Origin of the sequence: Bacillus sp. FSL K6-3154 (assembly GCF_040869395.1) — a bacterium.
Classification (GTDB): Bacteria; Bacillota; Bacilli; order Bacillales; family Bacillaceae; genus Bacillus; species Bacillus safensis.
The window spans coordinates 497,295-512,452 of sequence record NZ_CP152033.1; the positions used below are offsets into that span (position 1 = coordinate 497,295).

The 15,158-nt window shown below is 43.1% G+C and carries 14 protein-coding genes and 1 riboswitch; of the genes, 1 reads left to right on the plus strand and 13 read right to left on the minus strand.

What is annotated here, in order from left to right:
- Position 1: 1 nt before the first annotated feature.
- Complete coding sequence (sdhA, locus tag MHH61_RS02765; protein WP_024423212.1) at positions 2-1,762, minus strand: succinate dehydrogenase flavoprotein subunit; 1,761 nt, start codon at positions 1,760-1,762, stop codon at positions 2-4.
- 37 nt (positions 1,763-1,799) lie between these two features.
- Positions 1,800-2,408, minus strand: coding sequence for a succinate dehydrogenase cytochrome b558 subunit (locus tag MHH61_RS02770; RefSeq protein WP_024423213.1), 609 nt, complete (start codon positions 2,406-2,408; stop codon positions 1,800-1,802).
- Positions 2,409-2,691: 283 nt separating this feature from the next.
- On the opposite strand from MHH61_RS02770, the gene MHH61_RS02775 reads away from it, so the two are divergent.
- Positions 2,692-3,135: a YslB family protein gene (locus tag MHH61_RS02775; protein ID WP_024423214.1), complete on the plus strand. Its 444-nt coding sequence runs from the start codon at positions 2,692-2,694 to the stop codon at positions 3,133-3,135.
- A gap of 154 nt (positions 3,136-3,289) precedes the next feature.
- Here MHH61_RS02775 and MHH61_RS02780 read toward each other — a convergent pair whose 3' ends face one another.
- The 11 genes from MHH61_RS02780 to MHH61_RS02830 form a co-directional block, all read right to left on the minus strand.
- Entirely contained in the window at positions 3,290-4,525 is a 1,236-nt protein-coding gene (locus tag MHH61_RS02780; RefSeq protein WP_125587585.1) for an aspartate kinase, read from the minus strand.
- A 132-nt stretch (positions 4,526-4,657) separates the two neighbouring features.
- Positions 4,658-4,835: riboswitch (Lysine riboswitch) on the minus strand.
- A gap of 61 nt (positions 4,836-4,896) precedes the next feature.
- A complete protein-coding gene (uvrC, locus tag MHH61_RS02785; protein WP_125587584.1) occupies positions 4,897-6,669 on the minus strand; it encodes an excinuclease ABC subunit UvrC in 1,773 nt (590 codons plus the stop codon).
- A gap of 139 nt (positions 6,670-6,808) precedes the next feature.
- Positions 6,809-7,123 (minus strand): thioredoxin, encoded by a 315-nt coding sequence (gene trxA, locus MHH61_RS02790; protein WP_007501629.1) that lies wholly within the window; start codon positions 7,121-7,123, stop codon positions 6,809-6,811.
- 246 nt (positions 7,124-7,369) lie between these two features.
- Positions 7,370-8,848: an alpha-N-arabinofuranosidase gene (locus tag MHH61_RS02795; protein WP_125587583.1), complete on the minus strand. Its 1,479-nt coding sequence runs from the start codon at positions 8,846-8,848 to the stop codon at positions 7,370-7,372.
- Positions 8,849-8,923: 75 nt separating this feature from the next.
- On the minus strand, positions 8,924-9,901 hold the full coding sequence (locus MHH61_RS02800) for an electron transfer flavoprotein subunit alpha/FixB family protein (protein ID WP_065214554.1): 978 nt from the start codon (positions 9,899-9,901) through the stop codon (positions 8,924-8,926).
- Positions 9,902-9,944: 43 nt separating this feature from the next.
- On the minus strand, positions 9,945-10,718 hold the full coding sequence (locus tag MHH61_RS02805) for an electron transfer flavoprotein subunit beta/FixA family protein (RefSeq protein WP_024427173.1): 774 nt from the start codon (positions 10,716-10,718) through the stop codon (positions 9,945-9,947).
- 31 nt (positions 10,719-10,749) lie between these two features.
- Entirely contained in the window at positions 10,750-11,529 is a 780-nt protein-coding gene (locus tag MHH61_RS02810; protein ID WP_087978439.1) for an enoyl-CoA hydratase, read from the minus strand.
- A 26-nt stretch (positions 11,530-11,555) separates the two neighbouring features.
- Complete coding sequence (locus MHH61_RS02815) at positions 11,556-12,140, minus strand: TetR/AcrR family transcriptional regulator (RefSeq protein WP_024427175.1); 585 nt, start codon at positions 12,138-12,140, stop codon at positions 11,556-11,558.
- A gap of 168 nt (positions 12,141-12,308) precedes the next feature.
- Positions 12,309-14,027 carry an AMP-binding protein gene (locus tag MHH61_RS02820; protein ID WP_025092455.1) on the minus strand — a complete coding sequence of 573 codons (1,719 nt, stop codon included), beginning with the start codon at positions 14,025-14,027 and terminating at the stop codon, positions 12,309-12,311.
- 99 nt (positions 14,028-14,126) lie between these two features.
- The gene (locus MHH61_RS02825) at positions 14,127-14,582 is read right to left on the minus strand and encodes an immunity 63 family protein (protein WP_122631840.1); all 456 of its coding nucleotides are present in this window, start codon (positions 14,580-14,582) and stop codon (positions 14,127-14,129) included.
- A gap of 162 nt (positions 14,583-14,744) precedes the next feature.
- A complete protein-coding gene (locus MHH61_RS02830; protein WP_007501637.1) occupies positions 14,745-15,149 on the minus strand; it encodes a DUF350 domain-containing protein in 405 nt (134 codons plus the stop codon).
- Positions 15,150-15,158 lie beyond the last annotated feature (9 nt).

A 15,158-nucleotide genomic window follows, 5' to 3' on the forward strand; every position in this document is an offset into this window, starting at 1 on the left:
CTTATTTCTCCACCTTTTTCTTCGAGTAATCTCGTTTACGAGGTGCAATTAACGATACATCGACGTCCTCATAGTGGAATGCAGGCTTTTGATTTTTCCCTTTGAACGTAGCCATCGTTGTTTTAAGGAATTCTTCATCGTTTCTTTCTGGGAATTCCGGTTTATAGTGTGCGCCTCGGCTTTCATTCCGGTTATATGCCCCGATCGTAATGACTCTTGCCAGCTGAAGCATATTGTCAAGCTGACGCGTGAAGGCAGCGCCTTGGTTGCTCCATGATGCGGTATCATTGATGTTGATCTTCTTGTAGCGTTCCATTAGTTCTTCGATCTTCTGATCTGTTTTTAAGAGTTTGTCATTGTAACGAACCACTGTAACGTTATCCGTCATCCATTCTCCAAGCTCTTTATGAAGCACGTACGCATTTTCAGTACCATCCATGCTGAGGATGTTGTCCCATTTCTCCTGCTCTTTCTTCACGGCGCTGTCAAATAGTGCAGAAGAAAGGTCTTCCGCAGATTTTTCAAGACCGTTAATGTACTTCACCGCATTTGGTCCAGCGACCATTCCGCCGTAAATCGCAGAAAGAAGTGAGTTTGCACCAAGTCTGTTTCCGCCGTGCATTGAGTAATCACATTCTCCGGCAGCGAATAGACCTTTGATATTCGTCATTTGATCATAATCGACCCATAATCCGCCCATAGAGTAATGAACAGCCGGGAAGATTTTCATCGGCAGCTTACGCGGGTCGTCACCCATGAATTTTTCATAGATTTCAATGATTCCGCCAAGCTTAATATCAAGCTCTTTTGGATCTTTGTGAGAAAGATCAAGATATACCATGTTCTCTCCGTTGATGCCAAGCTTTTGCTCGACACATACGTCAAAGATTTCACGCGTTGCAATGTCACGTGGTACAAGGTTCCCGTATGCTGGGTATTTTTCTTCAAGGAAGTACCAAGGCTTCCCGTCTTTATATGTCCAAACACGTCCGCCTTCACCACGAGCTGATTCACTCATAAGACGAAGCTTGTCATCTCCTGGGATCGCTGTCGGGTGAATTTGAATGAATTCTCCATTTGCATAATGCGCACCTTGCTGATAGACGATAGATGCTGCAGATCCAGTGTTAATCATAGAGTTTGTTGATTTACCGAACACGATTCCAGGACCGCCTGTTGCCATAATGACTGCATCTGATCGGAAGGATTCAATTTCCATTGTCGTCAAGTTTTGCGCGACAATCCCGCGGCATACTTCCTCGTCATCTAAAACAGCGCCAAGGAATTCCCAGCCTTCATATTTCGTGACAAGTCCTGCTACTTCATAGCGGCGAACCTGCTCATCCAGTGCGTATAATAGCTGCTGGCCTGTTGTAGCTCCAGCAAACGCTGTACGGTGGTGCTGTGTTCCCCCGAAGCGGCGGAAGTCCAATAATCCCTCTGGTGTTCTATTAAACATAACACCCATACGATCAAGTAAGTGGATAATGGACGGTGCTGCTTCACACATTGCCTTTACTGGCGGCTGGTTGGCTAAGAAATCTCCGCCGTATACCGTGTCATCAAAATGCTCATAAGGTGAATCCCCTTCACCTTTTGTATTGACCGCTCCGTTGATTCCGCCCTGTGCACATACAGAATGCGAACGTTTCACAGGTACGATTGAAAATAGTTGAACAGCTGTTCCCGCTTCTGCTGCTTTAATAGTTGCCATGAGACCAGCTAAGCCGCCTCCGACAACGATGATGCTAGAATTACTCATTGTAGCCCCTCTCCCTCTTCTACTAATCTATTTCCTCTTAAACAAAAGCGAAAATTGCTCTTAGCCCTACATATGAAAGCGCTATAAATATACCTAATGTCACATATGTGGAGATTCGTTGTGAGCGTGGTGAAACGGTAATTCCCCAGCTGACAGCAAATGACCACAAGCCATTAGCAAAGTGGAAAATAGTAGATAAAACGCCGACAATATAGAAGCCTAGCATAAATGGAGAGCTTAAAATATTCGCCATCATGTCATAGTTGACTTCAGCTCCAAGCTGAGCTTGAATTCGTGTTTCCCATACGTGCCAAGAGACAAAAATCAATGTGATAATACCTGAAATCCTTTGCAATCTGAACAGCCAGTTTCTTAAGTAACTGAAGCGAGACGTGTTGTTTTGTGCCGTAAAGGCTATGTACACCCCATAAACAGCATGATAGATCAGTGGTAAGAAAATCACGAACAGCTCAAGTGCATATCTGAAAGGAAGCTGTTCCATAAAGTGTGCAGCTTTGTTAAACGCCTCTGGTCCATTTGTCGCAAAGTGGTTAACCACTAAGTGCTGTATTAAAAATAGACCGACCGGAATGACGCCAAGCAAAGAATGCAATCTCCGATAAAAAAATTCTTTGTTCCCCGACATTACTTTACCCCCTAGTAAAAAAAGTGCAATTGCTTGAAAATTGTCTTACCCCCGCTTCTTTCAATTGTAAGCACTTTATTCAAATTTATTGACAATTTCATTTTACTCCTATGTCAAAAAAGCGTCAAGAAACCGCGTACATAAATTAAAATTTTCCGAAATTTAAAAGTTTTAAATCAAAATTCGTTTTACTACAATAAGAATTTCTTAGACTTCAGGGAAAACTCTGTCATCATATGCCCACATAAGCTATAATAAATTGTTGAAAGAGGGGAGCCGTACAATGAATAAATTCGAATCTAACTTAGAACAGCTAAAAGAAATTGAAGTCAATGGATTTGCCTACGAGCTGATACGCGAAGTTCTGCTGCCTGATATTCTTGGTCAGGACCATTCATCTATGATGTATTTTGCGGGTAAACTGCTTGCTCGTAAATTTCCTCAAGAGTCATGGGAAAAGATCCCCGAATTTTTCCATGATGCCGGATGGGGGACTCTCACGATGGTCCATTCGAAAAAACAGGAAATTGAGTTTGAGCTCGAAGGTCCACTAGTATCCAATCGTCTCACCTATCAAAAGGAGCCATGCTTTCAGATGGAAGCGGGTTTTATTGCTGAACAAATTCAGCTTCTGAATGAGCACGTGGCTGAATCCTACGAACAAGTGAAAAAGCGTGCTGAGAAAGTCATTTTAACTGTTAAATGGGATTTAAGAGACCCTAGCTAATACTCTTGATAAAAGGCGCGGACTTCAGGTCACGCCTTTTTTATATGTCTACATCTATCATAGCATACTTAATGAATGGGTTTACGCCCGTTTCAGCCGTTTCCATATAGAAAAAAGAGGCGACCCTCTTTCGTGAGATCACCTCTTTACCTTTTTAAGAGTGAGCAGCGGCGCTCACCTTTGATAAATCAAACGCGTCATGCAGCGCTTCAACCGCTTTGACCATATCATCACGGCCAACGACCGTTGAGACTTTGATTTCAGACGTACTGACCATTTTCACTTGAATGTCTTTTTGCGCTAACACAGCAAACATTTCAGCAGCTACCCCTGGATTTGAGACCATTCCAGATCCCACGATGGATACTTTCGCTAATTTGCTTTCTGTCTCAATCTGTTCGTAGCCAAGCGCCCCTTTATATTCTTCTAATACTTCAACTGTTTTGGACAAATCATCCGTTTTGACAGAGAAAGAAATCGACGTCTGATTGGTGCTTGTGACAGACTGAATGATGATATCGACATTGATATTCTGTTTCGCAAGCGTCGTAAAAATGGTCGATAATGTTGTTAAACCACTTGAAAGCCCGCACACTGTCACACGTGTAATCTGATCTTCAAATGCAATGCCTCTGACGACTAAGTTTTGTTCCATGGATGATTCCTCCTCAATTAACGTACCCGATTCATTTTCAATACTAGAACGGACTTCTAGTGGGACTTGATAATTTTTCGCAAATTCAACAGCTCTTGGATGCAGAACCCCAGCTCCTAAATTAGCCAGCTCAAGCATCTCATCGTATGAAATGCCTGCAAGTTTCCGCGCAGATGATACATAACGCGGATCTGTCGTAAACACTCCTGGTACATCTGTGTATATATCACATTTATCAGCTTTTAGTGCGGCAGCCAGTGCCACAGCTGTTGTATCTGATCCGCCGCGGCCAAGAGTTGTGATATGTAAGTTATCTGCAATTCCTTGGAAGCCTGCCACAACAACGACTTTCCCCGCACTTAATTCCTCTTTTATTCTTGATTCATCAATGTCCACGATTCTTGCATTTCCGTGTACATGCTCTGTTTTCATACCAGCCTGCCAGCCTGTAAAGGAAATGGCATCATAACCTCTTGCTTGTAGCGCCATCGATAATAATGAAATGGTCACCTGCTCACCAGTTGCGAGCAGCATATCCATTTCTCTTTTGCTTGGATCGTCTGTGAGTTCTTTCGCTAGGTCTACTAGAACATCCGTTGATTTGCCCATCGCTGATACAACCACAACCACATCATGTCCTGCCTCGCGTTCAGCGATCACTCTCTCTGCGGCATTGCGAATTTTTTCTGTCGACCCAACGGAAGTTCCGCCAAATTTTTGTACAATTAGTCCCATGTCTACCACCCTTTTTCAAAAGTTCACGTGTGAGAGAAGAGGCAGCTTGGAGACTGTCCGCTCACTGCAAATAAAAAAGCAATGAGAGAACAAATCTCCCATTGCTTTAAAATCATCATTAAACGATGCAAACAATGAGATAGCCCTCCAAGAAATGAATTCTTGACAGCCCTACATTTCTTCAATGTACAGCCAGCGAATAAAATGAGTGGATTTTATTCACTTCGGCGACGCTCCCCTTTCAGCCCTCTTCTTAGATCCCATCGATCTCCGAAGGCTTACTCTTGAAGTTCGCACCTCTATCTTCAACAAACAACACGTTCATTTATTAAATTAGTCACATCTTAACAGACTTTTAATAAAAGTACAATCTATTTTTTTAATGCTTCCATTAAAAGTTCAGCCGTCTGTTTCGGAATGCCAGCCTCCTGAAAGTCTTGGATAGAGGCTTCTTTCATTTTTTTCACAGAGCCAAAATGTTTGAGGAGCTGCTTTTTACGCTTTTCTCCGATACCTGGTACATCGTCTAAAATAGACTGGAATGCATTTTTTCCGCGGAGCTGCCTGTGAAAGCTAATAGCGAAGCGGTGCACTTCATCTTGAATGCGCTGCAATAAGTAAAAGGCCTGGCTATTCCGCTCCAGCGCAACAATTTCAAGTGTATCTCCTATCATGAGATTCGATGTCCGGTGTTTTTCATCTTTTACAAGACCTGCGACTGGGACAGACAGATTCAATTCATTTTCAAGCACATCGATGGCTGCGTTGATCTGTCCTTTTCCTCCGTCAATTAAAATTAAATCTGGCAGCGGCAGTTCATCCTTTAACACACGGGTATATCGTCTTCTAATGACTTCACGCATGGATGCATAATCATCTGGCCCTGAGACGGTTTTTATTTTGTATTTTCGGTATTCCTTTTTATAGGGCTTCCCGTCCTGAAAGACGACCATGGCAGAAACCGGGTCTGCTCCTTGAATATTTGAGTTATCAAATGCATCGATTCTGTATGGCATATAAATATTAAGCGCATCCCCGAGCTGCTTCACCGCACCAATTGTCCGCTCTTCATCACGCTCAATGAGCGAAAATTTTTCTTTTAAGGCGATTTTGGCATTTTGATGCGCAAGTAAAAGCAGATCCTTTTTCTTTCCTTTTTTCGGCTGGTGAACGTTCGTCTCAAGCAATTGCTCAATCATCTCTTGATCAACACTGTCCGGAACCAGAATTTCCTTCGGCAGAAAATGGTTGTTCTTTTCATAAAACTGCCCCATAAACGTGAGGAATTCCTCCTCAGGGTCCTGATACATTGGAAAAAGGCTGACGTCACGTTCAATCAATTTCCCCTGTCTGATAAAGAAGACTTGGACACACATCCAGCCTTTATCATAGGCATAGGCAAAGACATCTCGATCTGATAAATCACTCATCGTCATTTTCTGTTTTTCCATCGTTGAGTCGATATATGCGATTTGGTCTCTCAGTTCTTTTGCCCGTTCAAACTCTAAATTTTCAGCGGCTTCCTGCATCTTTTCGGTGAGTTCTTTTTTGATTTGCTGATGTCCTCCGTTTAGAAACCTTGTGATTTCGTCCACGAGCTGCTTATTCGTTTCCTCGGAAATGTCATACACACATGGCGCAAGACATTGTCCAAGATGATAATAAAGACAGACGCGATCAGGAAGGGTGGCGCATTTTCTCAGTGGATATAGGCGGTCGAGCAGCTTTTTCGTTTCTCTTGCTGCTTGTACGTTTGGGTATGGACCGAAATATTTTCCTTTGTCCTTTTTTACATTGCGGGTGACGATCAGCTTAGGATGGCGTTCATTCGTAATTTTTATAAAAGGATACGTCTTGTCATCCTTGAGCATGACATTGTATTTTGGGTCATATTTTTTGATTAAATTCAGTTCTAAAATGAGCGCTTCGATATTAGAAGAGGTGACAATGTATTCAAAGTCTTCAATTTCACTGACAAGCCGCTGCGTTTTGGCGTCATGTGATCCAGTGAAATAAGAGCGCACCCTGTTTTTTAAAACCTTTGCTTTTCCTACATAAATGATCGTATTTTGTCTATCTTTCATTAAGTAACAGCCTGGTTGATCCGGCAGGACTGACAGCTTTTCTTTGATTAGTTTGTTCATATTTTCATCCGTCCTTGTTTTCCTCTTTCACTCCTTCTAGTGTATCACGAACATTTGTTTTATACCATGCTGAAAGAAAAGCGGCTCTCGTCTTTACGAGAACCGCTTCAATGATTATGCCGCTTGGACATAGATCGGTTTATAGATGTTTGTTGACAAGTTCAGCAAGTGCTTCTTTTGGTTTGAAACCAACAGAAGTTTCTACAACTTCACCGTCTTTTAAAACAAGAAGTGTTGGGATACTCATAACGCCGTATTTACCAGCAGTTTCTTGGTTATCGTCTACATCAATTTTTACGATTTTCATTTTGTCGCCCATTTCTTGATCAAGTTCTTCAAGAACTGGAGCAATCATTTTACAAGGTCCACACCATGGTGCCCAAAAGTCTGCAAGAACAACACCTTCTGCAGTTTCTTGTGAAAATGTTGCGTCAGTAGCTTTTACGATTGCCATTATTCATTCCTCCAATGTAAATTATGCTTTTTAGTATAGCATCTACCAATGTGACTTGCGAATGAAATGCTTACGAATCATTTTTTAGGAAATGAATTAAAAAACAAACCGTATAATCGCACCAATAACAACAATCGCACCGATGATCATAAGAATGGTTCTAAGCATATGACATGACACCCTTTCCGCTTCATTTACAATGTATGATGCCCCAACATTCTTCTCATCAAACATCGAAATATGCAATTAAGCGAGGTCGACAGTTATCATGACCACTGACATTGGCGGCAGCTCCACCGTTAATTCGCCGGACTTTACAGCCATTTGCTGAAAGTCTTTTGGCTGAACAGAATGAGGATCATCGAATGTATTATGGGCATTCATGCGATCAGCCGTCAGTACACGTCCAGTGACTTTCGTTTGTTCTTCAATCCCTGCAATGGCAAGGGATATCTCTGTTTGTTCATGCGGATTCAAGTGACAGTAGCTAATATGCATCTTACCTGATGAACGCGAGGCGGACACACTGACCTGAGGAATTTTTTCACCTCTTCGTTCATACGGCGGTGAAACGAACTCCACTTCAAGCGCTTCTTCCTCTTGATGCACTTGAAACATGTGAAATACATGATACGTAGGTGTCAGAAGCATCTTTTCGTCCTTTGTTAATACCATCGCTTGCAGCACATTGACCGTCTGAGCAATATTTGCCATATGAATCCGCTCGCAATGGCGATGAAAAATATGAAAATGGAGTGCGGCCACAAGGGCGTCTCTTAGTGTGTTTTGCTGATATAAAAACCCAGGATTTGTCCCTGGCTCTGGGTCATACCATGTCCCCCATTCATCAATAATCATCCCGATTCGCTTGTCTGGGTCATAACGATCCATGATTTCTCCATGGTCTTCGACAAGCCGTTCCATCTCATAGGCCTTTTTCAGCGTGATAAACCATTCATCCTCATCGAATTCAGTCGCTGATCCTTTCTTCTCCCATGTACCCGGTACGGTGTAATAATGTAAACTGAGCCCATCCATCCACGGTGCGGCCCGCTCCATCAATACTTTCGTCCAATTCACGTCATTAGAGTTCGCGCCGCAGGCGATTTTATAAATACGCTGCCCTGCAAACTCTCTTACGTACGTTTGATAGCGTTTATATAAATCTGCATAGTATTCAGGCGTCATATTCCCGCCGCAGCCCCAGCTTTCATTGCCTACACCAACATAGGTCAGCTTCCAAGGTTCTTGTTTTCCATTTTTAATGCGCCAATCTGACATAGGTATCCCTTTTGGAAATGTCATGTATTCGACCCAATCGGCTAATTCTTGAACAGACCCGCTTCCCACATTGCCGCAAATGTAAGGTTCACATTCAAGCAGCTCACACAATGCCATAAATTCATGCGTACCAAATGCATTGGATTCAACCGTACCACCCCAATGGGTATTGACCATCGGCTTTCGTTCACTCAGATCACCTACACCATTTGCCCAGTGATACTCGTCTGCGAAGCAGCCCCCCGGCCACCTCAGCACCGGAATATGTAATGCTTGAAGGGCCTTCAGTACATCAGTACGAATCCCCTCAATATGATCAATCTCTGAGTCTTTTCCTACCCAAATCCCGTCATAAATCCCTCTTCCTAAATGCTCTTGAAAGTGCCCGTAAATGTGTTTAGAAATGCGTCCGATCACGTCATTGACTTTTACTGTCCCCTTCACTTGTCAACCGCTCCTTTTCTTCTTAATAACATACAAAAAAACCCAGAATACCTAGGCATTCTGAGTGTATGAGCGTTACGAGTGGATATTCATCTTTTTTAACTCTTCATTCAAAAGCGGTACCACTTCAAACAAGTCACCAACAATTCCATAATCGGCGATTTTGAAGATTTCCGCTTCTGGGTCTTTGTTGATGGCCACAATGACTTTACTGTTAGACATTCCCGCTAAATGCTGAATCGCTCCTGATATCCCGCATGCAATATAAAGGTCTGGTGTGACGACTTTTCCTGTCTGGCCAATTTGCAGGGCATAATCACAGTAGTCGGCGTCACAGGCGCCGCGCGAGGCTCCGACTGCTGCACCCAGCGTCTCAGCGAGTTCATTCAGCGGTTCAAAGCCTTCCTTGCTCTTAACCCCGCGCCCTCCAGCAACAATGACCTTTGCTTCTGATAAATCTACACCTTCTGACGTTTTTTTAATGACTTCCTTCACGATCGTCCGAAGGTTTTGAATGTCGACAGTAACTGGTGTGACTTCTCCGCCTCGTGACGTATCCCGCTCAAGTGGTGCCACGTTATTTGGCCGGATGGTTGCTAGAAGCAGACGGTCTGTCGAAATGACTTTTTCGAAGGCTTTTCCAGAGTAAATCGGTCTAGTGAAAACAAGATGTTCACCGGTAACGCTTACATCAATCGCATCTGAAATCAAGCCAGTCTGGAGACGTGCGGCTATTTTCGGCGACAAGTCTTTTCCGATAGATGTATGGCCAAAGAGTACAGCATCTGGATCAACCTGATCTAATATGGCTTGAAGCGCCTGCGCAAAACCATCTGACGTATAATATGAAAGGTGCGGATGCTCCACAATCATGACATGATCCGCTCCATAGTAAAGCAGTTCATCCGCTAGGCCTTTGACGTCATCCCCTATTAACACGCCAATGACCTCACCGCCCTCTGCCACTTTGTGAGCGGCAGCAATGGCTTCAAATGTCACATTTCTTAACTTACCGTCACGACTTTCTCCAAGTACAACAACTTTTTTACTCATCTTCAAGCTCCCCCTTGTTCTCGTGATATCGTAAAGTGGATGTTTAGATGACTTTTGCTTCATTTCTGAGTAGATCTGTCAGTTCTTTGACTTGATCCTGAAGCTCGCCGCTCAGCACCTTGCCACCCTCTTTTTTCTCCGGTAAGAAACGTTCAATTGTTTTGATTTTATATGGTACATCGTCTTCATCCAGATCTAAATCATCAAGTTCCAATTCTTCTAAAGGCTTTTTCTTTGCCTTCATAATGCCTGGTAATGATGGATAGCGAGGCTCATTGAGTCCTTGCTGAGCTGTGACGACAAGCGGAAGTTCGGCAGAAATAACTTCCACATCCCCCTCTGCATCTCGTTCAATCGATACAGAGCCGCCGTCAATTTGAATACTTGTTATCGTAGTCACGTATGAAAAACCGAGTAATTCAGCAAGACGCGGGGCTACCTGTCCAGAGCCGCCGTCAATTGCTACATTCCCTGCTAAGATCAAGGAAGCCTCTTTGTCCTTTAAATAGTGATAAAGAATGGTAGAAGCAGAATATTGGTCCCACTCTTCTAAGTCATCCTCCACATTTAATAAGACGGCCCTGTCACAGCCCATAGCAAGCGCTGTTCTCAGCTGTTTCTCTGCATCCTCACCGCCAACTGTCACAACGGTCACTTCTCCCCCGTGCTCATCGCGAAGCTGAATAGCTTCTTCAATGGCATACTCGTCATAAGGATTAATAATGAACTCTGCTCCATCTTCTTGAATTGCACCAGACTGAATCGAAATTTTCTCTTCCGTGTCAAACGTACGCTTCATCAAAACAAATATATTCATTTATTTCTCCCCCTTGTGTCGTACTTATCCCTTATTCCCCTTTAAAGTTCGGTTTGCGCTTTTCGATAAAGGCCTGGATGCCTTCTTTGGCGTCATTTGATTGGAAAACCTCACCAAACTTTTTGGCTTCCAGCTTCATTCCGCCGTCATATGAATACAATTTTGTGGCGTTCAATAAATCAAGCACATATTCAAGTGATTTTGGGCTTTTCGCGGCAAATTTCCCCGCAAGTGTTTTGGCCGCTTCGAGCGCTTCTTCCTCTGTTTCTGCCAGCTTTGTAACAAGGCCGCACGTAAATGCTTCTTCACCTGTAATCGGTTCAGCTGTTCCCATCATTTCAAGCGCTTTAGCAGAACCAACGTAGCGCGGGAGGCGCTGCGTGCCGCCGAATCCTGGAATAATGCCAAGGTTTAGTTCTGGCAGTCCAAGCTTTGCATCTTTTGTTGCGATTCGGATATCACAAGACATAGCAAGCTCAAGGCCCCCGCCTAATGCTGCTCCGTGAATCGAGGCAATGACTGGCTTTGGACACTGTTCAATCCGTTCAAAGACTTGCTGTCCTCTATCAGCGAGGCTTGCATAATCAGACTCTTCCTGTAAAGTCGTAAATTCTTTAATATCAGCACCTGCTGAGAAGAATCTGCCTTCTCCGTGGATCACAATCGCTCTTACTTCTTCATTCTGTTCGAGCTTATCGAACATGTCATTAAGCTCAGTGAGCAGCTGAGAGGATAAGGCATTTGCAGGCGGGTTCTGAATCGTGATGAGCGCTGTCTTTCCTTCATGATGTAAGCTGAGTATTTTTTCCATGTCAATCATCCTTTTTCACATTGTCTTTAGGATTGATGTATTCCGTTTAACAGCAGATCATGTACACTTTCTGCGAGTGCAGGCAGATCATACTTTTGATCATTCATGACCCATGTTGTTGCGGTTTCATCAATCGTCCCAAATACCATTTGTCTTGCTAAGCGGACATCTAAATTTTGTCTGAATTCTCCTGTTTTCTTTCCTTCTGTTAAAATCGACTCGAGCATATTTAAATACCCTTTTAGCACCTCATTGATTTTTTGCCGCAGCTCAAGGTTTGACTGCCTGAGTTCAAGCTGTGTCACAAGAGCCAAATGATGATTTTGCGCCAGCATGCGAAAATGCTCCTCAATCAGCAGTAGTAGCTTTTCTTTGGCAGACGGCTTCTTTTGAATATCTGTCTCCATCCGTTCGATGAATTGTCCCATTTTTTCTTTGAACAATGAGATGAGAATATCCTCTTTGTTTTTGAAATAAAGATAAATGGTTCCGTCTGCCACCCCTGCTTGTTTCGCAATCTTTGAAACTTGTGATTGATGATAGCCGTTCTCCGCAATCACCACAACTGCTGCATCAATAATTTGCATGTACTTCGGTCTTTTCTGCTTCAATGTGCTTCGTCCCTTTCTAAATTGAATGAGCATTCATTCATAACTTTATGTTAAAAAGAAACGGGTGATTTGTCAAGTGATCTTCTTCTTTCTTTTCAACCTTTATCATACCAGAGCAGACTGTCAGCATTCAAATCATCCGGCCGCTCGACCGGATGATGAAGGCCGTTATTTCTTCAATTGATCGACAGGTGTCTCAGATGATGAAGCTTGCTTTCTTTTTTCTTCTTCAATTAATACTCTGCGCAAAATTTTTCCGACAGCCGTTTTAGGCAGTGATTCTTTAAATTCATACACGCGCGGTACTTTAAATGAAGCAATTCTCGTTCTGACAAAGCGATCGAGTTCATCCTCTGTTAAATAAGCATCCTTTTTCGGTACAACAAACGCTTTTACTGTTTCGCCTCTATAAGGATCTGGTATACCTGCGACAACGACTTCTTGTACAAGCTCATGCTCATATAGGGCTTCTTCGACCTCTCTTGGGTAAATATTATAACCGCTCGCAATAATGACATCTTTTTTCCGGTCAACGATATAGAAAAAACCGTCCTCATCCATATACCCAATATCTCCGGTGAAAAACCATCCATCCCTTAATACAGCTGCTGTCTCCTCTGGCTGATTCCAATAGCCTTTCATAATTTGCGGCCCTTTGACGATAATTTCTCCGTGCTCATACGGCTCTTTAAGGCCACCCGTTTCCTCGCAATAAATGCCTGCGTCTGTCCCAGGCCACGGACAGCCAATGCTGCCTGTTTTGTTCGCTCCCCATAAAAAGTTAGAATGGGTCACTGGTGAAGTTTCTGAAAGACCATACCCCTCTACTAAACGCCCTCCTGTTAATTTCTCAAAGCTCTGTTTGACTTCAACAGGAAGAGCCGCCGAGCCGCTTAAACATGCAGTGATGGACGACAGGTCATATTTTTCAATGTTCGGATGATGCAGCAAGGCAATATACATGGTGGGTGCACCTGGAAAGAGCGTCGGTTTCTGTTTTTCAATCGTTTTGAGGGTATCAGCTGCGTCAAATCGCGGAAGGAGAATCATTGAATGCCCTTCTTTGACAGCAAGATTTAATACGGTCGTCATTCCGTATACATGAAAAAACGGAATGATGCCGAGGATTCGTTCTTTGCCTCTTGTCGTTTTATACATCCAAGAAGCGCACATTTCAGTATTCGCTAAAATATTTTCATGCGTCAGCATGACCCCTTTTGGTAAACCAGTCGTTCCGCCTGTATATTGCAAAACAGCGACATCCTCTTTCGGTTCAAAGGCAAGCGCCGGAATCTGTTCTTCTGACGATTCTTTCATAATTTGTGAGAAGTGATGAATGGTCTCACTTTTCTCCACTTGGATGACCATTTTATTTTTTCTTTTTTGGACGATAGGAAACAGAATGTTTTTCGGAAATGGTAAATAATCCTGTAGTTTGGTGATGATCAAGTGCTCCATACTTGTCAGCGCTTTCATTTTATAGGCCTTTGGATACAATAAATCCAGTGTAATCAGCACTTTTGAGCCACTGTCCTCCATTTGATATGCCAGTTCTTTCTCCGTATAAAGCGGGTTCGTTTGAACAACAATGCCGCCTGCAATTAAAACAGCATAATAAGAAATGACAGATTGAGGACAGTTTGGCAGCATGATCGCTACTCTGTCGCCTTTTTTCACGCCAATTTTCATCAGGTAACCAGCTAGTTTCAATGCTTCTTCCTGGAGCTGTTCATAGGTGATGTTTTTTCCTAGAAAATGAATGGCTGTATGCTCAGGTGCAGCCTCTGCGGAGCTGAATAAGTAAGATTGTAACGTCTCATTTGGGATGGTGAGTTCGTGGGGAATTTGATTCGGGTAATGCAGAAGCCAACGTTTATCTGACTGCATAAAAACCCTCCTTCCTGAACTTTCGTACTATTTTATTATAGCAAACTTTTCCTTAAGGCAGTTTGCTTTTTTCAAATAGAGCTTGGTTCCATGCCATCTTTATTTCTTCGCTGGTGTTTCGATCGATGCTCTTTTTCCTTCATGATGCCACTGTTCATATAATCCACCAATTGCACGGAATGACTCATTTACTCTCTCCACGATCTGTTGATGGATACTCGGGTCATTAGGTAAATGCGTCTGGATGTTGTCGACTTGATACTGCCTCATCATGTCTATGTAGACTGTAAGAAAGATCGTGTCTTCTAAAATCCAGTAAATGACTTCATCCGCCGCTTTTGTTCTTTTATGCAGCATTTGGATTCCTCGTTCATATTGAATGAGAATATAGCCACTCGGATCGATTTGAATATAAGGGCTCAAATCATCAAAAAATCCAGTCGTTTGAAATGGGCGTGCAATATACGGTTCATATATGTCTCTTGGCAGGGATGTCATTTGGAGACATGTATCAATGCGCTTTATGAGTTCGTCTTTTTGCAGAATTTTCTTCATGTGATTCGCCGCCTTTGGGTGAGATAAAAGCTGCCAAGGGACCCCTGACAGCTTTCTCACTTTGTCTTCTTCATTTCACAGGAACATGTAAACGGCACCAATGACCGCAAAAGTGCAGGCAACTACGATTAATACTTTTGCTAGCTTTTCCATGTCGTCTCCTTAAATGCCGGCTGCTACTACGTAAGACAGCCCAACTGAAATAATGAGTGAAATAAACCCGACCGCTCTATTATCATTCTCAATCTCTTTGTCTACTTTAAATCGCGGTGTTAAAAATTCAAAAATGAAATAGCTGACAAGCAGCATCACAAAGCCGTATACGCCCCATCCAACCATTTGCAGAAGGGAATTGTGCTGTGCGATTGAATGCTGAAACACATTCGCAATCCCAAAAATCTTTCCGCCTGTTGCCATGGCAACAGCTAAGTTCCCACGCTGGATCTCCTCCCAGTTTTTATAGGAGGTAACGAGTTCAAAAATGGTTAGAAATAAGACAAGACATAGGACGGCCACGCTGTAATAGGCGGCAATTTCCACAAGTTCATTTTCCCAAAAGGCTTTCATGCGTTTTCT